The sequence below is a fragment of the Prescottella equi genome, assembly GCF_002094305.1.
GTDB classification, from domain to species: Bacteria; Actinomycetota; Actinomycetes; order Mycobacteriales; family Mycobacteriaceae; genus Prescottella; species Prescottella equi.
Genome location: NZ_LWTX01000008.1, coordinates 148,986 through 169,257, shown reverse-complemented (window position 1 = coordinate 169,257; position 20,272 = coordinate 148,986). Strand labels below are relative to the sequence as shown.

The 20,272-nt window shown below is 68.0% G+C and carries 25 protein-coding genes; 15 read left to right on the top strand and 10 right to left on the bottom strand.

Annotated features, from left to right (window positions below):
* Nucleotides 1–2: 2 nt before the first annotated feature.
* From A6I89_RS19110 to A6I89_RS19075, 8 genes are all read left to right on the top strand, one after another.
* Nucleotides 3–857: an ABC transporter permease gene (locus A6I89_RS19110; protein ID WP_022595008.1), complete on the top strand. Its 855-nt coding sequence runs from the start codon at nt 3–5 to the stop codon at nt 855–857.
* A complete protein-coding gene (locus tag A6I89_RS19105; protein ID WP_005514240.1) occupies nt 854–1,666 on the top strand; it encodes an ABC transporter ATP-binding protein in 813 nt (270 codons plus the stop codon). Before A6I89_RS19110 ends, A6I89_RS19105 begins: the two co-directional genes overlap by 4 nt.
* A complete protein-coding gene (locus A6I89_RS19100) occupies nt 1,663–2,700 on the top strand; it encodes an ABC transporter substrate-binding protein (protein ID WP_022595009.1) in 1,038 nt (345 codons plus the stop codon). The genes A6I89_RS19105 and A6I89_RS19100 overlap by 4 nt, the downstream gene beginning before the upstream one ends.
* Nucleotides 2,697–3,743 (top strand): LLM class flavin-dependent oxidoreductase, encoded by a 1,047-nt coding sequence (locus tag A6I89_RS19095; protein WP_022595010.1) that lies wholly within the window; start codon nt 2,697–2,699, stop codon nt 3,741–3,743. Before A6I89_RS19100 ends, A6I89_RS19095 begins: the two co-directional genes overlap by 4 nt.
* A complete protein-coding gene (locus A6I89_RS19090; protein WP_022595011.1) occupies nt 3,740–4,897 on the top strand; it encodes an LLM class flavin-dependent oxidoreductase in 1,158 nt (385 codons plus the stop codon). Before A6I89_RS19095 ends, A6I89_RS19090 begins: the two co-directional genes overlap by 4 nt.
* Before the next feature lie 10 nt (nt 4,898–4,907).
* Nucleotides 4,908–5,615, top strand: a complete 708-nt coding sequence (locus tag A6I89_RS19085) for a class II aldolase/adducin family protein (RefSeq protein WP_022595012.1) — start codon at nt 4,908–4,910, stop codon at nt 5,613–5,615.
* Nucleotides 5,616–5,639: 24 nt separating this feature from the next.
* The gene (locus tag A6I89_RS19080; RefSeq protein ID WP_022595013.1) at nt 5,640–6,584 is read left to right on the top strand and encodes an ABC transporter substrate-binding protein; all 945 of its coding nucleotides are present in this window, start codon (nt 5,640–5,642) and stop codon (nt 6,582–6,584) included.
* Between the two features lie 102 nt (nt 6,585–6,686).
* Complete coding sequence (locus tag A6I89_RS19075; RefSeq protein WP_172504519.1) at nt 6,687–7,574, top strand: spermidine synthase; 888 nt, start codon at nt 6,687–6,689, stop codon at nt 7,572–7,574.
* Nucleotides 7,575–7,935: 361 nt separating this feature from the next.
* Here the strand turns inward: A6I89_RS19075 and A6I89_RS19070 are convergent, their stop codons facing one another.
* The 7 genes from A6I89_RS19070 to A6I89_RS19040 all read right to left on the bottom strand — a co-directional run bounded on the left by A6I89_RS19070 (nt 7,936) and on the right by A6I89_RS19040 (nt 14,197).
* The gene (locus A6I89_RS19070; RefSeq protein WP_084967911.1) at nt 7,936–9,234 is read right to left on the bottom strand and encodes an HNH endonuclease signature motif containing protein; all 1,299 of its coding nucleotides are present in this window, start codon (nt 9,232–9,234) and stop codon (nt 7,936–7,938) included.
* Nucleotides 9,235–9,265: 31 nt separating this feature from the next.
* Complete coding sequence (locus A6I89_RS19065; RefSeq protein WP_022595016.1) at nt 9,266–9,661, bottom strand: SdpI family protein; 396 nt, start codon at nt 9,659–9,661, stop codon at nt 9,266–9,268.
* Nucleotides 9,662–9,723: 62 nt separating this feature from the next.
* A complete protein-coding gene (locus tag A6I89_RS19060; protein WP_044990778.1) occupies nt 9,724–10,131 on the bottom strand; it encodes an OsmC family protein in 408 nt (135 codons plus the stop codon).
* Entirely contained in the window at nt 10,128–11,492 is a 1,365-nt protein-coding gene (locus tag A6I89_RS19055; RefSeq protein WP_022595018.1) for an LLM class flavin-dependent oxidoreductase, read from the bottom strand. The genes A6I89_RS19060 and A6I89_RS19055 overlap by 4 nt, the downstream gene beginning before the upstream one ends.
* 8 nt (nt 11,493–11,500) lie before the next feature.
* A complete protein-coding gene (locus A6I89_RS19050) occupies nt 11,501–12,580 on the bottom strand; it encodes an NrtA/SsuA/CpmA family ABC transporter substrate-binding protein (RefSeq protein WP_022595019.1) in 1,080 nt (359 codons plus the stop codon).
* Nucleotides 12,581–12,617: 37 nt separating this feature from the next.
* Nucleotides 12,618–13,349, bottom strand: coding sequence for an ABC transporter ATP-binding protein (locus A6I89_RS19045; protein ID WP_022595020.1), 732 nt, complete (start codon nt 13,347–13,349; stop codon nt 12,618–12,620).
* The gene (locus A6I89_RS19040) at nt 13,349–14,197 is read right to left on the bottom strand and encodes an ABC transporter permease (RefSeq protein WP_080668386.1); all 849 of its coding nucleotides are present in this window, start codon (nt 14,195–14,197) and stop codon (nt 13,349–13,351) included. Before A6I89_RS19040 ends, A6I89_RS19045 begins: the two co-directional genes overlap by 1 nt.
* 192 nt (nt 14,198–14,389) lie before the next feature.
* On the opposite strand from A6I89_RS19040, the gene A6I89_RS19035 reads away from it, so the two are divergent.
* On the top strand, nt 14,390–15,013 hold the full coding sequence (locus A6I89_RS19035) for a GntR family transcriptional regulator (RefSeq protein WP_049910272.1): 624 nt from the start codon (nt 14,390–14,392) through the stop codon (nt 15,011–15,013).
* On the opposite strand, the gene A6I89_RS19030 is transcribed toward A6I89_RS19035, so the two are convergent.
* Nucleotides 15,014–15,799, bottom strand: a complete 786-nt coding sequence (locus A6I89_RS19030) for an enoyl-CoA hydratase/isomerase family protein (protein WP_022595023.1) — start codon at nt 15,797–15,799, stop codon at nt 15,014–15,016.
* A 142-nt stretch (nt 15,800–15,941) separates the two neighbouring features.
* Between A6I89_RS19030 and A6I89_RS19025 the strand changes: the two genes are divergently transcribed.
* Both A6I89_RS19025 and A6I89_RS19020 read left to right on the top strand, forming a co-directional pair.
* Nucleotides 15,942–16,868: an SPFH domain-containing protein gene (locus A6I89_RS19025; RefSeq protein ID WP_005514225.1), complete on the top strand. Its 927-nt coding sequence runs from the start codon at nt 15,942–15,944 to the stop codon at nt 16,866–16,868.
* A gap of 11 nt (nt 16,869–16,879) precedes the next feature.
* A complete protein-coding gene (locus tag A6I89_RS19020; RefSeq protein WP_005514223.1) occupies nt 16,880–17,083 on the top strand; it encodes a type II toxin-antitoxin system antitoxin in 204 nt (67 codons plus the stop codon).
* Between the two features lie 44 nt (nt 17,084–17,127).
* Here the strand turns inward: A6I89_RS19020 and A6I89_RS19015 are convergent, their stop codons facing one another.
* Both A6I89_RS19015 and A6I89_RS19010 read right to left on the bottom strand, forming a co-directional pair.
* Nucleotides 17,128–18,126, bottom strand: a complete 999-nt coding sequence (locus A6I89_RS19015; RefSeq protein ID WP_005514222.1) for an MBL fold metallo-hydrolase — start codon at nt 18,124–18,126, stop codon at nt 17,128–17,130.
* A 106-nt stretch (nt 18,127–18,232) separates the two neighbouring features.
* On the bottom strand, nt 18,233–18,511 hold the full coding sequence (locus A6I89_RS19010) for a GNAT family N-acetyltransferase (protein WP_013415528.1): 279 nt from the start codon (nt 18,509–18,511) through the stop codon (nt 18,233–18,235).
* 205 nt (nt 18,512–18,716) lie between these two features.
* Here A6I89_RS19010 and A6I89_RS19005 point away from each other — a divergent pair, with 205 nt between their 5' ends.
* The 4 genes from A6I89_RS19005 to A6I89_RS18990 all read left to right on the top strand — a co-directional run bounded on the left by A6I89_RS19005 (nt 18,717) and on the right by A6I89_RS18990 (nt 20,270).
* The gene (locus A6I89_RS19005; RefSeq protein ID WP_172504570.1) at nt 18,717–19,166 is read left to right on the top strand and encodes a DUF6325 family protein; all 450 of its coding nucleotides are present in this window, start codon (nt 18,717–18,719) and stop codon (nt 19,164–19,166) included.
* Between the two features lie 16 nt (nt 19,167–19,182).
* Nucleotides 19,183–19,518 (top strand): SHOCT domain-containing protein, encoded by a 336-nt coding sequence (locus A6I89_RS19000; RefSeq protein WP_022595024.1) that lies wholly within the window; start codon nt 19,183–19,185, stop codon nt 19,516–19,518.
* A gap of 21 nt (nt 19,519–19,539) precedes the next feature.
* The gene (locus A6I89_RS18995; protein WP_005514215.1) at nt 19,540–19,917 is read left to right on the top strand and encodes an SHOCT domain-containing protein; all 378 of its coding nucleotides are present in this window, start codon (nt 19,540–19,542) and stop codon (nt 19,915–19,917) included.
* A gap of 74 nt (nt 19,918–19,991) precedes the next feature.
* Nucleotides 19,992–20,270 (top strand): cell division FtsX domain-containing protein, encoded by a 279-nt coding sequence (locus tag A6I89_RS18990; protein ID WP_022595025.1) that lies wholly within the window; start codon nt 19,992–19,994, stop codon nt 20,268–20,270.
* Nucleotides 20,271–20,272 lie beyond the last annotated feature (2 nt).

Here is a 20,272-nt window from a genome sequence, read left to right as displayed (position 1 = left end):
CGGTGACCGCGACGTTGAAGGACGCGGGACGCCCGAGCGCGGCGGCGGGGCTCGAGCTCGAGACCCCCGTGTACCGCCGGCAGCGCAGCCGACCCGCGTGGCTGTCGCTGCCGTTGCGTCTGCTGGTGCCCGCGGTGCTGGTCGCAGGGTGGTGGATCGGATCCGCCACCGGCCTGATCTCCGAGGCCGTGCTGGCCTCGCCGGTCAAGGTGTGGGACGCGTTCGCCGAGCTGTACTCCACCGGCCAGCTGGTCGACTTCTCGCTCGCGTCGTTGCAGCGGGCCGCGATCGGTGTCTTCTTCGGCACCGTCATCGGCTTGGTGCTCGGGGTTCTGTCGGGGCTGTCGACGCTCGGTGAGGAGCTCATCGATTCGACGATGCAGATCAACCGGGCCGTCCCCTTCCTCGCGCTGGTGCCGCTGTTCATCGCGTGGTTCGGGATCGACGAGACGTTCAAGGTCGTCCTCATCGCGGTCGCGACGGTGGCACCGATGTACGCCTACACGTACCTCGGCGTCCGCAACGTCGATCGCAAGATGGTCGAGGCCGCCCGCGGATTCGGACTCACCGGCTGGCGCCTGGTCGCCGAGGCCATCCTCCCGGCCGCACTGCCCGGCGTGCTGATGGGACTGCGGATCTGCCTGTCGCTCAGCATCACCGGACTCATCGCCGCCGAACAGGTCGGCACCCGCGAGGGCATCGGCTACCTGGTCACGCTGGCGCAGGAGTACAACCGCACCGACTACATGGTGCTGTGCGTGGTGTTGTACGCGGCCCTCGGTCTGGTCTTCGACGCGATCGTGCGGGTCGTCGAACGCTTCGCGATGCCCTGGCGTCGCCTGGCGGTAGTCCGATGAGCGCGGCGCAGGCCCCCCTGCCTCCGCTCGCGGAGCGGGAGCGGACGGCGACGACCGCTGCCGCCCGCCGCGCCGGGGAACCGGTCGCAGTGCGGCTGCAGGGAGTCCGGAAGAGCTTCGGCGACAAGACGATCCTCGGCGGCGTCGACCTCACCATTCATCGCGGCGAGTTCGTCGTGCTGCTCGGTCCCAGCGGCACCGGCAAGACCACATTGTTGCGCCTGCTCACCGGACTCGAACGGCCCGACGGCGGCGAGATCCTCGTCCCGCACCAGCGCACCGTCGTCTACCAGGAACCGCGGCTGATCCCGTCGAAGCGGGTTCTCGGCAACGTCGTCGTGGGGCAGCGCCGCGGCGCGGCGGTGAAGCAGGCCGGGACCAAGGCGCTCGGCGAGGTCGGTCTGGCCGGCAAGCAGCGGGACTGGCCGGCAACGCTGTCCGGTGGTGAGGCGCAGCGCGTCGCGCTGGCTCGGGCACTGGTCCGCGAGCCGGAACTGCTGCTGCTCGACGAGCCGTTCGCCGCGCTGGACGCCCTCACCCGCCTGCAGATGCAGGACCTGGTCGGCGATCTGGTCGCTCGGCACCGGCCTGCTGTCCTGCTCGTCACCCACGACGTCGACGAGGCCGTCCGTCTCGCCGATCGCGTGCTGATCCTCAACGAGGGGTCGTTCGCGGTCGATGTCGACATCGACCTCGCACGTCCCCGCGATCGCAACGACCCCGAGGCCCTGCGCTACCGCGCGGCGTTCCTCGCTGAGCTCGGCGTCGGCAGAGACGCCACTCACCACCCCGGAAGGAGTACCCCGTGACCATCGCATCACCCCTCGACACCCTCTGGTACACACGGTGCCCCGTCCCGACCGCGAGTGGGCTCGCGAATTCGCTGGGCTGGTTGTCCGAGACGGCCGACGACGCCGGGCTGCGGTTCGGCATCCTGCAGGACGCCGACGCCGAACTGGCCGGCAGGCATTTCGACCACGGGCTGCCGAGTTTGATCCGGGAGGGCGGCAACGTGCCCGCGCTCGCGGCGCGGGCCGAGAGTGCACCGACCCGGCTCGTCGGACTGACGTGGATCGACGAATCCCAGGCGATCCTGGCCGGACCGGCCGCATCCCTGGATTCCCCCGCGGAACTGGCGGGTCTGCGCATCGGTATCCCCGCGTGGGCGGACGACCGGGCCCGCAGCTTCCCGCGGGCGATGGCACTGCACGGCTTCGCGTCGGCGCTGCGCCTGGGCGGTCTCACGTTCGCCGACGTCATCACTGTCGAGGTGCCGACCGAGCCGAACCCGCAGGTACGCACCGGATCCCGGTCACGCACCACCACGTGGGGCGTCGAGGCCCTGCTGCAGGGCGATGTCGATGCGATCTACGTCAAGGGCGCGCGGGCGCAGGAGGTGGCCCGCGAACACGGTCTGCAGGTCGCCGTCGACCTCGACGCCACCGCATCGAAGCGGCTGCGCGTCAACAACGGCACCCCGCGGCCGATCACGGTGCACGCCGACCTGCTCGAGTCCCGGCCCGAGCTGGTCACCGCGTTCCTCGCGCAGACGCTGCGGGCCGCCGACTGGGCCGCCGGCAACCTCGACGAGGTCCGCGACGTCCTGGCCCGGGAGACGAACTCGGGGGCAGCCGGCGTCGAGGCCGCGTACGGCGACACGTTCCACCGCGACCTGCACCCGACGCTCGACGCCGACCGGCTCGAGCTGCTCGACATCCAGAAGCAGTTCCTCTACACGCACGGCTTCCTGGCCACCGACTTCGATCTCGCATCGTGGGCGGCACCCGAGCCGCTGGCCCAGGCCCGTGAGCTGCTCGCATCCGAACGGAAGGTGGCATCGTGACCGAGTTCCTGTGGGAGCTGCCGGTACGCGGCGACGGCCGGCACGTCGGCGCCGTGTCCGAACGTCGGGACGGTTTCGACTTCCTCGACCAGGCGATCCTTGCTGCCGAGCTGTCCGGTCTCGACGGCGTCGTGGTTCCGTACGACCCCGAGGGGGACGACTCGTGGGTGGTGGCCGGCACCGCTCTGCGCCAGACCCGGCACGCCCGCGTCACCGTCGAGTTCCATCCGGCGTTCGGCACCCCGGTGTACGCGGCCAAGCTGTCGGCGACGCTGCAGCGGCTGTCCGCGGGGCGCCTCGACTGGCGGGTGCGGGTGGACGTCGACGACGATGATGCGCGTTCGCGCGGCGACGGTGTCAGCGGGACCGACCGCTACCGTCGGGCCCGCGAGTTCCTTACCGTCGCACGCGGTGTGTGGAACGAGCAGCAGGTGCTTCCGGGGCGTTTCGGGGGCACCGGCTTCGAGTTCGCGGGCGAGTTCTACGACGTGATCGACGGCGGCTTCCGCGGAATCCTCTCCGGATTGCCTGCCCCCACGGTGTATCTGTCCGGGACGTCCCCCGAGGCGATCGCACTGGCGGCCGAGCACGGCGACGTGCACCTGTTGGACGAGCAGTCGCACGGCATCGCCGCCGTGGCCTCCGAACTACGCGGCACCGCAGCCGAATTCGGACGCGAGGTTCGCGTCGGGCTCGAACTCCCGATCGTCGCCCGCGAGGACGCCGACGAGGCCTGGGCCCGGGTCCTCCGGCAGTGGCGTGAGGTGCATCCCGAAGCGACGGCGGCCGACGTGCGCGCGCTCGCGTTGGACGGATCCCGTTGGGCCGGCTTCGACCGCATCGGCTACCGGCAGCAGATCGGACTGGTCGGCAGTTACGAGGACGTGGCGCAGGCCCTGTCGCGTTACCGGGAAGACGGTGTCGAGGTCTTCGTCCTCACCGGACACCCGCACCTCGAGGAACTGCACCGCGTCGGGGAACACCTGCTGCACCTCGTCGACCCCGCCGGCCGCACGCTCGCTGGACAGGAGATCTCCGCATGAGCACCGACTTCTACTGGCGCATCGGGATGGAGGGCGACCACGCGTCGCTGCGCACTCCGCGCCGCTACAACCGTGGACACGCGGGCGGGCACGGTCCCGGCAACATCGCCCCGGCGATCCGCGGCGGTGAACTCGACGGGTACAGCTACATCGACCACATGGCGGCGGTGGTGAAGGCGTCGGAGTCGGCCGGATTCGTCGGGGGTTTGCTCCCGTCGTTCCCGATCACCGAGGACCCGTGGGCGGCGGCGTCGGCGCTGGCGCGGGAGAGCGACACGTACCGGTTCATGGTGGCGTTCCAGCCCGGGTTCCTGCATCCCGTGCAGGCGGCACGGATGTCGGCGAGCCTGCAGCGTGCCACCGGCGGCCGGCTCGTCTACAACATCATCAGCGGCGGCGGGGGAGCACCGCAGCTGTGGTGGGGTGACAAGGTCGCGCACGACGACCGCTACGCGCGCACCACCGAGTTCCTCGACGTGCTGCGCGGGGTGTGGGACGGGGCGCCGTTCGACTACGACGGACGCTTCTTCCGCACCGAAGGTGCCGCACTGCCACCGCTGCTGGCGGGTCAGCCTTTCCCTGAGGTGTTCTTCTCGGGGTCGTCCGGTGCGGCGGTCGCGGCGGCGGGCGCGCACGCCGACTACTACCTGTCCTGGCTCGAGCCGTTCGCGGACCTGCGCGCCAAGTTCGACGGTGTCCGCGAGCATTCCGCGAAGCTCGGACGAACTCCGAAGTTCGCGGTGCGCATCGACGTCGTCGCGCGGCACACCGAGGAAGCGGCGTGGGCCGAGATCGAGAAGGGGTGGGCGTTCGTCGATCGTGAGGCCGCCAATCGCGCCGCGCAGGGTGATTCGGTGGGAGCTGCCCGCATCGCGGGCTGGGTGCCGGAGAACATCACCGGTTATCGCGACCTCGAGGTCCAACCCAACGTGTGGTGCGGCTTCAGTCTCATCCGCGGGGGACCGGCGTTCGGGCTCGTAGGCAGCTACGAGCAGGTCGCCGAGCGCCTCGACCAGCTGATCGATCTCGGTGTGGACGCCTTCATCCTCGCCGGCAACCCCCACCTCGAAGAGGCCTACCGCGTGGGCGAGGAGGTGCTGCCGCTGTTGCGCCGCACCACGCCCACCCCGGTCCGCAGTCTTTTCGTCCGATAGGAGCAGTTCCATGACCAGCACCGAAGTCCGAATCACTCCCGCGATCGAGGCGTTCGTCGACGACGCCCGCCGCGCCGCCGACACCGCGTTCCGGGTGTTTCGGGAGACCGGCACCGTCTCCGCCAACGGCACCGTCAACTTCGTCGAGCGCGTGCCCGGCGAGGAACTGGCGGTCGCGCTCAACGAGCCCGGACCGTGGGCCGAGGACCGTAGCGCGAAGCCGATTCTCGCGACCTTCGACGGCGAGGTGCTGTCCGGAGACGGACCCGCAGGCTTCGTCACCGGCTACGCCAAGGTGTTCCGGGAGCACCCCGAGATCACGTCGATCGTGCACGTCCACACCCCGTGGCTGGGCGGGTGGGCGCAGACCCACCGCACGCTGCGCATCAAGTACGCAGCCTCGCAGCGCCTGACGCTCTCGCGGGACATCCCACCGCACATCGACCGCAGCCAGTCGCCGGGCGATTTCATCCTCGACCGCCTCGTCGACGACCCGGATCTCGTCGCCATCTTCGAGGCCAACGGCGGCGTCAACGTCATCGGCCGCGCCGGACTGCTCGAGCTCGCCAAGTTCGTGGTGCTGCTCGAGGAGGGTGCGCAGTACCAGGCGCTCGGCGAACTGGTCGGCGGCACCGTCGATTTCGATGCCACCAACCTGGTCGCCCAGTGGGGCCGCAGCGGCCTGCTCGACGAGGCCCGCCGCCGCGGACTCGTCTGAGCCCGGACAGTCAGGAGCATTCCCATGACGATTCGAGTCGGGTACTTCCCGAACAACAACTCCCTGTTCGCGCTGCGCCACAACGGACTGCTCGAACTCCGCCTGCCGGACGTCGAGTGGGTCGATCTGCGTGAGCTGCCCGCGCCGCAGCGGGTCGATCCGCGGCACGGGTTGCCGACGCTGCACTCGGACTGGCTCTTCGAGGCCGGCGGTTACGACGTCATCGGCACCGGCTTCACTCCGCCGATCACCGGTCTCGGTCAGGGCCGCGACCTCGTGTACGTCGGCATCTCGGGACCGCGGGTCGAGAACGGCCGGCTGGTCGCGCTGTCGGAGTCCGGGATCCGGACGGTTTCGGACCTGCGCGGCAAGCGGGTCGGTGTCGCGCACGGCTCGTGGCAGACCACCCTGGTGTTGCTGGCACTGGACCGCGACGGCCTCACGTGGTCGGACATCGTCCCGGTGGACGTCGACGTCGACCGCGGCGGAGCCGCGCTCCTCGCCGGGGAGATCGATGCGTGGGTCGGCGCCTACCCGGGCCTGGCCGAAGTGGAGGCGCAGACGAAGGTGCGGACCCTCGTCGACACTGACGGACTGTTCAGCCACCCGTCGCTGTGGTTCGTGCGGCGGGAGTTCGCCGAGACCCGCCGCCCGGAGCTCGAGGCGGTGATCGCGGCGCTGCAGGAGTCGGACGCCTGGATCGTGGCGAATCCGCGCGAAGCGGCGCGCTTCTTCGTCGAGGACGCGGAGCGTCGTGGCGGTACGGCCGACCTGGACCGATGGGAACAGGCGCTGCGCGGACGACCCTTCGGGATCGGCGCGGTGACCGATGAGTTCCTCGACGAGCAGCAGCGTGCGGCCGACCTGTTGCACGCCAACGGTCTGCTGCCGCGTGCCGTCACCGTGCGCGACGCGGTGCTGCCGTGGATCGGGGAGGTCGTCGAGGCGAGCCGTCCGGCGACGGTTTGAGGGGAGGGGAATCCGGCGGCCGTCCCGCTGCCGCCCACCGCTACCCTGGTATCCGAGCGTCTGCTGAGGTTGCGGCGCTGGTGAGCAGCAGGGATGGCGTCGATGGGCAGGCAGCGGGGCGGCCGCAGGAGCGAGGGCCGCGATCCTCGTGGCGACGGCGGGCCTGTCGCCGGCACCTACGAGATTGATACGGGAAACTGCGAGCTCGAGGAGGATCCGTTCGACCAGCAGAGCTGGATCCTGCGGATCAACGGTGAACCGAGTTCCCACATCGACCTCGCCGATCCGCGAACGCTGGCGTTCGACTACATGCGGTGGATCTCGGAACTGATTCTTTCCCAGTGGGATTCGTCGTCGAAACTGCGTGTGCTCCACCTGGGCGGTGGGGCCTGCACGCTCGCGCGGGCGTTCGCGTCCCTGTACCCCGATGCGCGGCAGGTGGTCGTCGAGCTGGACGGCCGACTCGCCGTGCTGGTGCGGGAGTGGTTCGACCTGCCCCGCGCGCCGCTCCTGCGGGTGCGGGTGGGGGAGGCGCGGGCGGTGACCGAGACGCTTACCGAGGACAGCCGCGATGTGATCGTCCGGGACGTGTTCGCGGGCAACAGCACGCCGCATCCGTTGACCACCCTCGAGTTCACCCGCCAGGCACGCCGCGTGCTCGCGCCGGGCGGAATCTACGTCGTCAACTGCGGTGATACCCCGGACCTGCGTGGCGCCCGGGCCGAGGCGGCGACCATCGGCGAGGTGTTCGAGCACACCGCGATCATCGCGGATCCGGCGATGCTGAAGGGCAAACGCGACGGCAACATCGTGATCGCCGGCAGCGACGTCCCGATCGCGACGTCGTCGGCCCTCGCGAGCCGCGTCCTGGGCGGAGGTACTCAGGCACACGTATGGCAGGACGCCCAGGTTCGGAAGTTCGCCGAGTCGGCCAGGGTGCTCCGGGACGATGCAGCTGCCGCTGTGGAATCGCAACCACCGCAGGGCTGAGGCGGCGAGCGCCATCTTTGCGGTGGCAGCCGTCGACGCCACCGCAGGTTCTCTGCAAGCGCCCTGCTCCGTCAGCCGTTGCTGCCGCAGCCGTTCACCGATCGCGTTCGCCGGGTGGACTTCTCACTCACGACACCTTGCTGCGCGGCGCTCAGCGCGCACAATGCCACGCATCGCGCGGCTGCTCGGACACCGGGATGTGAGGCGATAGCGCGGATCATGCCGACCGTCGATGACATGGAAGCTGCCCTTCTCTTCGAACTCGGTACTCGCGGAACCCCACATAGAATACCCTGAGGGGGTATACCCGATTCGGCGCTGCGTGGTCACGCGCCTGTGCACGTCCGCGCGCAGGCGTCGATCAGGCCGCGCGGGGTCCGGCTCGGCCGTGTGCGGGGATGGGCTTTTTGTGCGGGTCGACGGTGCTGGGTGGGGTGAACCACGGCTTTCTGTCCGGGCCTATGTGGACTTCCCAGTGGCTGTGGTGCAGCAAGGTGTGGTGGTAGCGGCAGAGTAGGACGAGGTTGTCGAGGTCGGTGGGTCCACCGTCTGCCCAATGCTTTACGTGGTGGCCTTCGCAGTGGGCGGGTGGTGTGCCGCAGCCGGGGAAGGCGCAGCCGTGGTCGCGGGCGATCAGGGCGCGGCGCTGTTTCCTCGACACGGTCCTGCTGGTGCGCCCCAGATTCAGGGGGACGCCGTCGTCCATGACGATGGGGGTGAGGTGACAGTCGCAGGCGAGCCTGCGGGCGGTTGCAATGGAGAGCGGTCCCATGTGGGGCACGCGTGCGATGTCCTGGTCGCCGAACAGATCCGACCCGTCATCGGTGGGCGTCCACTCGTGGGCCGACTCGCTGCGGGCGAGATCGGCGGCGTTCACATGCAGCGACAGGTGCGGCCGCTCCCCGCCCTCGATCGGCGCGTCGCCGGAGTCGAGGTAGCGGCGCAGAATCTCCGCGAACGCGTCCGCCCGCTGCCGCGCCGGGGCGAGTTTCTCGGCCGGGTCGTCGACCGGATTCCTCGGCTTGGTCAGCGCCGACAGTGCGGTCAGGAGCATTTCACCGGTGACGGCGTCGAGATCACCTTTGACCGCGACGCGGCCGTTCAACGTTTTCGAGGCGTGGAACTCGTTGCGCTCGGCGTCTTCGCTGGGTGGGAGTTCGTCGGATTCGAAGATCCGCTCCAACCGGGAGATGCAGGTGCGGACGGTCGTGGTGGTCGCGGTGGGACCGGACGCGGCGTCCAGCAACACTTTCCGGCACGAACCAAGCGCTTCGTTCGGCATGCCGCGCGGCGGGGTCTCGCAGAACTTCCCGATCAACGCCGCGTGCTCGGCGGAAATATCGCCGGCGTTGAAGGCGTCGGCGATCTCGGGCTGCCGGCTCAGCATCCGGCCCAACGCGAGGATCCGGGCGGCGGCCGGCACTTCCAGCAACGTGTTCGCGGCCAACCACTGCTTGACGCTACGAAAGCTGAGGGTGTCGAACGAGACTGCGCGCTCGTCGATCTCGGCGACGGTGGCTGCACGTAGTGCTTCGAGTTGTTCGATCGCGTGGCAGATGTCGAGGCCGGTCTGCACCAGCAGGATTTCTGGCAGCGTGTGCACGTCTTCTGGTCGCGGTGCGGTGACCGTTACCAACGAATTGAGTCCCCCCGGATTCATGACACGAGTTTAGTTCGAACTGATGTGCGAGTCAATGCTCCATGGTGCGACTTGCCTCTGAGGTGTCCTCGTCCGAAGCCACCTCGCGCGCTGCTCGTACTCCGACCCAGGCTCCGCCGAGGGTGAACCCCAACAGGCACGCGGCGCCGGCGAAGCCGAGAGCGGTGAGCATCGCTTCGGGCATCGGGATCAGTGCGCTCAGGCCGGCGACGATCGCGAGTCCGCCGCCGATATCGGTCCACGGCCTGCTCGCGCCGTGTGCAGCGGACCAGGTCTCGTCGCTGTGCATGGTCGTCGGGGTGCGGATGCCCGCGAGGGAGTTCCTCCCAAGGCGTCCGGTGGCGGCCGCGCGTGAGGTCCAGGTGATCGCGATACCGGCGATCACGAACGTCAGACACAGGGTTATCCGCAAGCCGATCGAGTCCATGCCGCCACGCTAGGCCATCGAGTCCGGAATCGGCCTTTCCAGACGTCGATGGCCTAGCGCCGTCAGCGTGCGATCACCATCAGTTCGATGTTGCCGCCACGTCTGATCGTGTTGTAGATCGGACAGGATGCGACGAAGCGGGCAGCAAGCGTGTCCGCGTCGGCCTGCTCGACACCGTCGACGGTGATCGTCACGTGTGTGAAGTCGTAGCGGGTGGGGTCGATGGTTCCGCGGCCGTGCGAGGCGACCACCTCGATGTTCGTCATGCCGAGGCCCTCGGCTGCGGCGTTGGCTTCGAAATTCGCCATGGCACACGAAGCCAACGCCGACAGCAGCAACTCACCCGCCTGGATCGACTCGCCGGGCCCGAGACGAGAATCGCTGACAAGGTGGTTGGCGCGGGCGTCGAGCACGTACCGCCCGGGGCGGCCCGCGATCGTGTGTCCGGTGACGACAGCGACGTTGCTCATCGGATCCCGGCCGCGGCACGGGGGACGCGGTTGGTCCACTCGCCGCGATCCGGGCGCGCCAGGCCGAGATTCTCGCGAAGGGTGGCGCCCTCGTAGTCGGTGCGGAAGAGGCCCCGCCGCTGCAACTCCGGTACGACGAGTCTCGTGAAGTCTTCGAAGCCGCCAGGCTGGTACGGAGCCTGGACCATGAAGCCGTCGCATGCGCCCCCGGTGAACCACTGCTCGAGACCGTCCGCGACCTCCGGCGCGGTGCCGATGAAGCCGCCCTCGACGCGACCTCCGTACTGTTTACCCAGTTCGCGCAGCGTCAGACCCTCGCGCTCGGTGATCTCTCGGACCTCGCGGTAGTGGCCCTCTACGCCGGGTACCTCGACCTCGGGCAACCTCTCGTCGAGTGGAAAGGTCGATAGATCGACGTCCAAGTGGTAGGCGAGTGTGGAGAGGCCACCGAGAGGAGGGACGAGCTCGAACAACTCGTCGAACATCTGGTGCGCAATGGCGTTGGTGGGACCGATGATCGGCGCAATCGACGGCAGGATCTTCACCTGCTCGGGGTCCCGGCCGTGGGCGGCCGCTCGGCCCTTGATCTCGGCGTAGAAGTCCTGTGCGGACTCCAACGATGCATGGCTGCAGAAGATCACGTCCGACCAACGCGCTGCGAAGTCCTTGCCCTTCGCCGACGCGCCGGCCTGGATCACGACTGGGTACCCCTGGGGTGGCCGCGGGACGTTGAGCGGGCCCTGGACCGTGAACCACTCGCCCTTGTGCTCGATGGCATGCACCTTTGCGGGATCGGCGAACAGCGGCGTCGCGGTGTCGACTACCAGGGCGTCCTCCTCCCACGAATCCCATAGCTTGCCCGCGACCTCGAGGAACTCGTCGGCACGCTCGTATCGCTTGTCCCGGGGGAACTGTGCGTCGCGGTCGAAGTTTCGTGCCTCCGACTCCTGGAACGATGTGACGACGTTCCAGGCAGCGCGGCCATCGGTCAGGTGGTCCAGCGTCGCGAACGATCTGGCGACGGTGAACGGCTGTGCATAGGTGGTCGAGACGGTCGCTGCCAGGCCCAGACGGTCGGTGACTGCGCTCATCGATGTCAGCACGTGTAGCGGGTCGAGGCGCAGGGATCCCAGCGCGCCGTTGCGCAACTGGGTGTCGGTGCTGGAACCGAAACGGTCCGGCACCGAGAGGATGTCGGCAAAGAAGGCGAGGTCGAAGCGGCCGTCTTCGAGCGTGCGGGCGATGTCCTGGTAGTACCGAGCGTCCAGCCACCCGGGAACCGAGCCTGGATATCGCCAGCCACCAGGGCGTCCGGGGCCGGCCGTGACGAAGGCGGCAAGGTGCATCTTGTTGTCGGACATGTCGTTACCTACTTCGCAAGTTCCTGGTCGATGACGGACTTGATCGAGTCGAATCGCGGATCCTGCAGCCACGTGGACACATCGACCCGGTCCGGATACACGCCGAGTCGATGGAAGTTGTCTGCGAGATCCTGCGTGCCCGCTATCGCGTCCGCTCCGATCGTGGTGAAATCTCCGGCCCCGGAATAGGACAGGCGGCCGGCGCGCACCAGATCGAGGTAGACCTGGGCTTCGAGCTCGCTGCCGGCGAACCCTCCGAGGCGGGTGAACTCGGAGACAGCCGCCTCCGGGTTGGCGTCGATCCAGCGCTGAGCGTCACGAACGCTGCGGACCAGGGTGGCGGTTTGCTGCGGGTGGTTGTTCGCGAACGACTCGCTCGCGACGAAGAACGCGTAATCGTAGGTGCGCACACCGGGCAGCGTGACGGCGTTGTGCTTGCGCTGGGCCAGTTCCGCCATCGGCTGCCAGGTGATCCACGCGTCCACCTTGCCCTGTGCGAACGCGGCTTCCGCATCCGCGGCGGTGAGGTTGACGTACTCGATGTCGTCGATCGTGAGACCGGCGGACTCGAGGTACTTCACCAGACTGTAGGTGCCGGTGGTCCCGCGATGATCGGCGACTTTGCGGCCCTTCAGATCGGTGACGGATCGGATAGTGGACCCCTGCGGGACCAGGATGTCGACCTCGTCGGACGGGAGGGGATACGCGACGAGCGGAACGATCGGCACGCCGCCGCCGATCGCGTAGATCACCGCGGTCGCGGTCGCGAAGGAGAAGTCGACGCTGCCGGACTTGATCGCCTCCATGACAGGCAGCGACGCCGGGAACCCTGTGGGCCATTGGATCGGGACCCCGCCGAGGTCGGCCGAGACGTCGAAGCCACCGAGGCCGTGGCGCAGCACGGTACCGGGCTCGGCGTTGCCGTCGCCGATCAGTGCGTACCGCACCTGGGTCAGCGGACCGGTGTCGGTAGTCGAGGAGTTACCGGTGCCGCATCCGGTCAGTGCGAGGGCTGACAGACCGAGCAGACCGGCACCGGTCGCGCGCAGGAACCCGCGTCGATCCAGGGTCGAGGAGGAGGGGGGCATGAGAGGGGATCCTTCTGTCGATTGCGCTGGGTGTAGATCAGACGCCGGATGGTGCCGCGTCGGCTTCGAGGAGCCCGTCGAGGAACTCCTCCTTCCAGGCCGCGAGATCTGGGTTGCCGCGGGCGCGGGGGCGGGGGAGATCGATTCGAAGTTCACGAGTGATTCCGCGATCGGTGAGGAGCAGGACTCGATCGGACAGCGTGAGTGCTTCCTCGACGTCGTGGGTGACGAGTAGAACGGTACGGGGGTACTCGGCCAGGACTCGCTCGAGAAGTTGTTGCATCTGGACGCGGGTGATCGCGTCGAGCGCGCCGAACGGCTCGTCGAGCAGCAGGACATCGGGGTGGTGCAGCAGGGCGCGGGCGAGCGCCACGCGTTGCCTCTGACCACCCGACAGCTCCGAGGGCCAGTCGTTCTCGCGTCCGGCCAGACCCACTTCGGTCAACAGCGCGGCCGCCTCGTCGCGTCTGCCGCGCGTCCCGAGCTGGACGTTGTCGAGGACACTCCGCCAGGGCAGAAGGCGATCTTCCTGGAACATCATCCGCGACACGGTTTTTCCACCGCCGGTGGTGTCGATCCGGCCGGAAGTGGGTTCCTCGAGTCCGGCGACGATCCGCAGCAACGTGGACTTGCCGACGCCGCTCGGCCCGAGGAAGGTGACGAACTCGCCGGGGGCGATGGACAGGTCCAGATCGGCGAGAACGTGTTTGTCGCGGTAGCGGTGCCCGATGCCCGTCAGTTCGAGACCGATCAGCTCCATCGCCGTCATCATCGATTTCCTCTCCGATAGTTGGGGTTCCAACGCAGGACGCGGGCCTCGACGAGTCGGATGATCTGGTCGGCGACAAGTCCGGCGAGGGCATACAGCACGATCGCCAGCACGATGCGGTCGTTGCGTAGGAGATCGCGTCCGTTCTGCGCGAGATAGCCGATGCCCTCGCTCGTCGCGATGGTTTCGGCCACGACGAGCGTCAGCCAGGCCACGCCGAGCGCATAGCGGATTCCGGTGAGGATCATCGGCATTGCACCGGGGACGACGATCTGACGGATCAGCGCACCTCGGCGGAGTCCGTACGAGCGCCCGAGCTGGACGAGTTTGGGATCAACGGTGCGGATCCCGGCGACCGTGTTGAGATACACGGGAAAGATCACACCGAGCGTGACGAGCACAATCTTGGGTAGTTCGCCGATTCCGAACGCTGCGATGAGCAGCGGCACCAGCGCTAGGTGGGGCAGTGCCCGCAGCATCTGCAGGGTGCGGTCGACGACGCCCTCGGCGATCCGGGACAGACCGACAGCGAAGCCGAGTGCGAGACCGATCGCCGCGCCGATGCCGAAGCCGATCACGATGCGACGCACGCTCACCGACAGATGTCGTTGGAGTTCGCCGTCGCTCCACAGCCGGACGGCGGTGTCGAACACCTTGCTGGGCGGCGGAAGGATCGTGGCCGAGATGGCTCCCGTCGACGAGGCCCACTGCCAGCCGATCAGCACGAGCAGAGGCACGATCCACGGCAGTACCGCCGAGGCCGACGGGAGCGGCCGCACGCGGCGTCGGCGGGCGGAGGCGGGCGACCCTGTGGGCGCCGTCGGCCGGGTGAGCGTGGTCTCAGACATGGGGGCGTATCACTGCGTGCACGGATGACAACATCGGATTCTCCTGAGAGGAAGGGGATTTCAGGAGAGTAGATGCAAGGGGATGCAAATGACGACATCTGTATACACATGGATTTGAAGTCTTTACAGTGGCTCACGACCTCTGGTAAGCGTTGCCGGACGGAAGACTGCGAACAGAGGGGGACAGTGGTGGTGGCGAATGGGTCGAACCCGTACATCGAACTACGGGGGCGTATCACCGGCGGCAGGTACCGCCCGGGTTCGACGCTCGTGCCCACTGCGGTGGGCGCGGAGTTGGGATTGTCCCGAACTCCCGTGCGGGAGGCGCTGCACCGACTCGAGTTCGACGGTCTGGTGGTCCAGGTGTCGCGGGGTTACCGCGTGCGGGAGCGAACCGCGGAGGAGGTGCTCGAGATCTGCGATGCGCGCATCGCCCTGGAATCGGCGGTCGCCCGATCCGCGGCGGTCAAACGCACCGATCTCGACCTGGCCCGGCTCACGCGGTTGTTCGACGAGGCCGGTGCGGCTGCCGACCCGGCCGACGCCCTACGTCTGCACAACGCGTGGCACGGGGCGTTACGGGACGCCGCCCATAACGCGACCATCACCGAACTGATGGAGCGTCTGGACGCGCAACTCGCGGTGTATGACGCGGAGGAGTCGCGGGCGCCATCGAATCTCGAGCAGATCGAGGCCGAGCACGAGGCGATTCTCGCTGCGGTGCGTGCCGGCGACGGGGAGCGGGCGCGTGCTCTGATGATCACGCATCAGGAGCGCACCCGCGACATCCGGCTCGCGGCGATGGCCGCACGCTGATCAGGCTCCCGCCGGCAGTTTCGTGAAGTCGGCGGGTCGGCCTTCCGCGAACGCCGCCAGGGCTTCCTCGTTCGCCGGTCCGCCCAGCATCTCGCGGAAGTGAGCATTCTCGCGTTCCCGTGCCTCTGCGATCGCGGTCCGCAGCGGTTCGGTCATCGTGCGTTTGACCGCGACGAGGCTGGAGATCGGTTTGGAAGCAAGGATTTCCGCGTGTTCGCGGGCGACTGTCAAGAGCTCGTCCGGCGTGCACACGCGCCATGCCAGACCCATCTCCTTCGCCTGTGAGGCGTCGATCCACTCCGAACTCAGCAGGGCCCACGCCGCGTTCTGTCGCCCGATCAGCGTCGGCATCAGGTAGCTCGATCCCGCCTCGGGGACGACGCCGAGGTTGGTGAACGGATAGCGGAGACGTGCGGTGTCGGCCATGAACGTGAGGTCGGCGAACCCCAGGATCGTCGCACCGGCGCCGAGTGCGAGTCCGTTGACGGCGCAGATCAGCGGCTTCGGGAAGGCGGCCAGTGCGTCGACGAGTCCGTTGAAGCCGTGCTTGCCGCGCTGATAGTCCGGGTCGGTGTTGAGCGCCTGCATCTCTCGGAGATCGGTGCCGGCGCTGAAGGCGCGACCGTTCCCGGTGAACAGCACGACGGCGACGGTCGGGTCGTCTGCCGCGTCCAGGAGCGCTTCGGTGGTGGCGTCGTACAGGACTTCACTGAACGCGTTGAGTGCCTCGGGGCGGTCGAGTGTGAGGGTTCGGACGCGGGCGTTGTCCTCTACCAGGATGCTCATACTCGAAGACTAGAACGAATTTCAGGGGCCGGGTAGGTCTTTCTCGGGCCCGGTCCGCGCTTTGCTTAAAAACTGATATCACTTTAATATCTGTTTCGAACGAGCGCGGCCGAGCGGGCCGTGCGGACGAGGAGGGCACGCGATGGCATCCGAAACCGAAGTCGCCGGTAGGGGTGTGGTGGAAGCGACCGGGGTGGTGGAGCGTCTCGGCTGGTCCGCCAACGGGTGGCCCGTCGCGGTCGGCGGACTGCTCGCGGTGCTCGCGGGCGCCGGGGTGATCACGGCCGGGGTTCTGCTGTGGTCGGACGTAAACATCCCGCTGATCGTGGCCGGCTCCCTGGTGGTCGTCGCGGCGCTGATCGCGCTGGTCGGACTCGTCCTCGTCGAACCCGGCCAGGCTCGAGTCCTCCAGTTGCTGCAGGGTTCGTACGCCGGGACGCTGCGCGAGGACGGGCTGCGCTGGATCAATCCGCTCAACACCCGGCGGGCCATCTCCACCCGAATCCGTAACCACGACACCGGCAAAGCGAAGGTGAACGACGCCGACGGCAATCCAATCGAGATCTCCGCCGTCATCGTCTGGCAGGTGCGCGACACCGCCCGCGCGACGTTCGACGTCGACGACTTCGAAGAGTTCGTGGCCGTCCAGACCGAGGCCGCGGTGCGCCACATCGCCGGCAGTTACCCGTACGACGGTGACGGCACGTCGATCTCGTTGCGGCAGAACGCCGACGAGATCACCTCCCGGTTGTCCGAGGAGGTCGGGGAGCGGGTGCGGTCGGCGGGCGTGCAGGTGATCGAGTCGCGCATCAACCAACTGGCCTACGCGCCGGAGATCGCGCAGGCGATGCTGCGGCGGCAGCAGGCCGGTGCCGTCATCGCCGCCCGTGAGCAGATCGTCCACGGCGCGGTCGGGATGGTCGCGTCGGCGCTGGACCGGCTCGAACGTGAGCACACCGTCGAACTCGACGAGGAACGCAAGGCCGCGATGGTCTCCAATCTGCTGGTGGTCCTGTGCGGAGACCAGAGCGCCCAGCCGATCGTCAACACCGGCACGCTCTACCAGTAGGCTGCGTCGTCATGGTCGAACGCAAGAAGGTGCTGTTGCGCCTCGACCCCGCGGTGCACGACGCGCTCGCACGGTGGGCTGCGGACGAGCTGCGAAGCACCAACGCCCAGATCGAGTTCCTGCTGCGCCGCGCGCTCGACGACGCCGGACGGGCTCCGGCCGGTGCGGAGCGCATGCGGCGGCCGGGGCGTCCACGTAAGGACGAGGAACAGTAGAAGGGGCCCGGCGGTGAAAACCGCCGGGCCCCTTCTCGATTCGTTCAGCTGCGAGTGAAGCGGGCGGGATCGCTGCCCGGTACTTCCGCCACCTGGCCGCGAGCGACGAGGTGGCGCAGGTGGGCTGCGGCCTCGGACAGCGCCATGCCCTTCGCCATGGGGTGGAACTTGTCCCACGGCCGGTACCACTTCATCCGTTCGGCCACCTGCCACACCGTGATCTCGTCGTCGGCGAACGCGCCGTAGAGGTGGTCGAGCCGCTCCTCGTGGTGATCGAGCAGTTCCCCGGCCCGGCCCGCGACGTCGGTGATGGGAACGCCGTGCGCCCCCAGCCCGCGGGTGATGTCCATCTTCTGCACCCGTCGCAGCGAGTCCATGAACTCGGCGAGCGCGTCACGCTCCTCGAGCGGGTACACGAAGTTGCCGACGTGCGGGGTGGTTTTCTGCAGCACGTGGTCGCCGGTGAACATCACGTCGGCGTCCTCGAGGTAGAAGCACACGTGGCCGGGCGTGTGGCCCGGTGTGTAGACGGCCCGCAGGCTTCGACCCGCCAGGGCGATCAGTTCGTCGTCGACGAGGATCCGGTCGGGGGCCGATTCCGGCCCGACCGGCGGATCACCCTGTGCGGACTTCTGGAAGGCCTCCCGATCGGCGACCGGCGCGCCGGCCCGCTCGAGGTTGGACAGCTGGAAGTCCATCCACTCCTGGTCCCGGCCCGACGACATCTTCTCGAACATGTCGTGGTCGGCCTCGTGCATCGCGATCCACGCCCCCGACGCCTCCCGGACGCGTCCGCAGAGGCCGGTGTGGTCGGGGTGGAAGTGAGTGAGCACGACCCCTTCGACCTCGGACACCGAGTGCCCGACCGACTCGAGGCCCGCGGTCAGCCCCTCCCAGCCCTCGTCACCGTCCCATCCGGCGTCGACCAGTATGAGTCCGCCTGGCGACTCCATGGCGTAGACGAGCGTGCTGCCCAACGGATTGTGGGACATAGGAACCGTGATCTGGAAGATGCCATCTCCGATGGCCGAAGCATCACTCATGCGCGCAACCTCGTTGACTAGTTGAAACCCGTTCTAACTATGTCTCCATAGTTACCCCGTGGCGCGAGGCCGCGGTGAGGCAGGTCCCACTCGACGGAAAACCGGGCTAGGCGACCAGGTCGGCGTACTCGGGATGGGACTGGACGTACTTCGCGACGTACGAGCACGACGGCACGATCTTGAGGCCCTGTTCGCGCGTCGCGTCGAGTGCTGCCTTGACGACCTGACCGGCGATGCCCTGACCACGGAAGTCGGGCTCGGTCACGGTGTGCCCGAAGTCGCGGACCCCGTGCGCCTCGACGTAGTCGGCGTAGCCGGCGAGGGCGTCGTCGACGTAGATCTCGAAGCGGCTCTGATCCGCGTTGTGCTCGATCCTGTTCGCCACGGTCGGGCTCCTTTCGTGTTGCTTACGATCGCACGTTACCTCGGTACAAGGCCCGGCCCGGATCGGTCTATTCCCGCGGACCGGCTTTGCCGAACACCGCTTCGGTCGCGCGCCCCGATGAGATACTGATGACGCAGCATCGAGGCTCTTCCGTTTCAGACTCAGCCCTTCGAGGAACAGAGGTCGTGCGGTGGACGACAAGCAGTTGGACGATTCCGAGTTCGACGAACTCGGTCCCATCGATTACGCGGTCGTGGAATTCCCGGCCGGGCGGAATCCCGACGGCTCCGCGCTGCCGATCCTGGTCGACCTGGTCGAACGCGGCATCATCCGGGTCCTCGACCTGGTGTTCGTCCGGAAGGACGACGACGGCTCGGTGGTCGGTCTCGCGATCGAGGATTTCGGGTTCGGCAGCGAAGTCGACGTCACGCTGTTCGCGGAGGCGTCGTCGGGGTTGCTCGACCGCACCGACCTCGACGAGGCGGCCGTCGCGCTCGAGCCGGGCAGGTCCGGAGCGATCCTCGTCTACGAGAACTGTTGGGCGGCACCGTTCGCGACGGCGCTGCGACGTCAGGGCGCGCAACTGGTGGCGTCCGGGCGCATTCCGGTCCAGGGCGTTCTGTCGGCGCTCGACGCGCTCGACGCCTCCACCTGAGAATCGAGGAGCAATCATGCCGGGTCTTCTCCGAGGCGTAGCCCGCACCGCCGTGGTCGCAGGAACCGCCACTGCGGTGTCCAATCGGGTGTCGCGCAGGCAGGGCCAGCGCTGGGCAGCACAGCAGGCTCCGCCCCAGTACGAGTCCGCGTCCCAGTACGAGCCCGCACCGCAGTACCAGTCGGCGCCGCAGTACGAGGCCGCACCGCCGCCCCCTGCGGCGCAGGCGCCGGCCGCCGCGGGAACCGTCGACCGGATCAGCGCGCTCAAACAACTCGGCGAACTCAAGGCGCAGGGAGTCCTCACGGAGGAGGAGTTCGCCGCGGAGAAGGCCAGAATTCTGGCGTCGTGACCCACCGAGGAGGAGCCGAAGATGGACAGCTTCTGGAACGTCGTCGCAGTGATCCTCGCCTGCTTCATCTTCGGCGCATACCTCATCGTCCTGTTCGCGGTGTTCGCCGATCTGTTCCGAGACCACAAGATGTCGGGGGTTGCGAAGGCGTTGTGGATCGTTTTCCTGATCTTCTTGCCGTTCGCGTCGACGCTGGTCTACGTCATTCTCAAAGGTGACGACATGGCGCGCCGGGCGCACTCCGACTTCGAGCGGGTCGAGCACGCCGAGCACGAATACGTCGAGCGCATATCTCGGGGTTCGCGCGCGCACCAGATCCACGAGGCGAAGCAGATGCTCGACGCCGGCCTCATCGACGACGCCGAATTCCAGGAACGGAAGCAGCGGGCGCTGAGCTGAGCCGCCGCGCTTACCCCATTCCGGACGTCCGGCCTGGAATAGTGCACAGTCATGGAATCTGTCGGGGAGCCACGATGCGTGCGCTGAAGGTGCTAGCGACCTGTTTCGGGTTGGTGCTCGGTCTGCTCACCCTCGCGGTCGTCACTCTCGTCGAGTGGGTCTGGCTGTCCGAACCCGTCCGGACCAACTTCGCGTACGTCGGCGACTACTCGTACGGCAGCGTCTCGGTGGCGATCCAGCCCTCGTCACTGCTGGTGGCGCTCGTGTATCCCGTGGCGGGCGCAGTGCTCGGGTGGCTGTCGGCCGTCGCCGCGATCCGGTTCGGTTGGAAGCTCACGCGTGGCGACTCGTGACC

Excerpts from the sequence above, each read along its gene's own strand:
- A6I89_RS19055 (WP_022595018.1), bottom strand. The coding sequence starts at position 11,492 with ATGTCCGACAACAAGATGCACCTTGCCGCCTTCGTCACGGCCGGCCCC.
- A6I89_RS19070 (WP_084967911.1), bottom strand. The coding sequence starts at position 9,234 with ATGAATCCGGGGGGACTCAATTCGTTGGTAACGGTCACCGCACCGCGA.
- A6I89_RS19040 (WP_080668386.1), bottom strand. The coding sequence starts at position 14,197 with ATGTCTGAGACCACGCTCACCCGGCCGACGGCGCCCACAGGGTCGCCC.
- A6I89_RS18990 (WP_022595025.1), top strand. The coding sequence starts at position 19,992 with ATGCGTGCGCTGAAGGTGCTAGCGACCTGTTTCGGGTTGGTGCTCGGT.
- A6I89_RS18995 (WP_005514215.1), top strand. The coding sequence starts at position 19,540 with ATGGACAGCTTCTGGAACGTCGTCGCAGTGATCCTCGCCTGCTTCATC.
- A6I89_RS19060 (WP_044990778.1), bottom strand. The coding sequence starts at position 10,131 with ATGAGCAACGTCGCTGTCGTCACCGGACACACGATCGCGGGCCGCCCC.
- A6I89_RS19030 (WP_022595023.1), bottom strand. The coding sequence starts at position 15,799 with ATGAGCATCCTGGTAGAGGACAACGCCCGCGTCCGAACCCTCACACTC.
- A6I89_RS19085 (WP_022595012.1), top strand. The coding sequence starts at position 4,908 with ATGACCAGCACCGAAGTCCGAATCACTCCCGCGATCGAGGCGTTCGTC.
- A6I89_RS19075 (WP_172504519.1), top strand. The coding sequence starts at position 6,687 with ATGGGCAGGCAGCGGGGCGGCCGCAGGAGCGAGGGCCGCGATCCTCGT.
- A6I89_RS19065 (WP_022595016.1), bottom strand. The coding sequence starts at position 9,661 with ATGGACTCGATCGGCTTGCGGATAACCCTGTGTCTGACGTTCGTGATC.
- A6I89_RS19050 (WP_022595019.1), bottom strand. The coding sequence starts at position 12,580 with ATGCCCCCCTCCTCCTCGACCCTGGATCGACGCGGGTTCCTGCGCGCG.
- A6I89_RS19020 (WP_005514223.1), top strand. The coding sequence starts at position 16,880 with ATGGTCGAACGCAAGAAGGTGCTGTTGCGCCTCGACCCCGCGGTGCAC.
- A6I89_RS19090 (WP_022595011.1), top strand. The coding sequence starts at position 3,740 with ATGAGCACCGACTTCTACTGGCGCATCGGGATGGAGGGCGACCACGCG.
- A6I89_RS19045 (WP_022595020.1), bottom strand. The coding sequence starts at position 13,349 with ATGACGGCGATGGAGCTGATCGGTCTCGAACTGACGGGCATCGGGCAC.
- A6I89_RS19080 (WP_022595013.1), top strand. The coding sequence starts at position 5,640 with ATGACGATTCGAGTCGGGTACTTCCCGAACAACAACTCCCTGTTCGCG.
- A6I89_RS19105 (WP_005514240.1), top strand. The coding sequence starts at position 854 with ATGAGCGCGGCGCAGGCCCCCCTGCCTCCGCTCGCGGAGCGGGAGCGG.
- A6I89_RS19025 (WP_005514225.1), top strand. The coding sequence starts at position 15,942 with ATGGCATCCGAAACCGAAGTCGCCGGTAGGGGTGTGGTGGAAGCGACC.
- A6I89_RS19015 (WP_005514222.1), bottom strand. The coding sequence starts at position 18,126 with ATGAGTGATGCTTCGGCCATCGGAGATGGCATCTTCCAGATCACGGTT.
- A6I89_RS19000 (WP_022595024.1), top strand. The coding sequence starts at position 19,183 with ATGCCGGGTCTTCTCCGAGGCGTAGCCCGCACCGCCGTGGTCGCAGGA.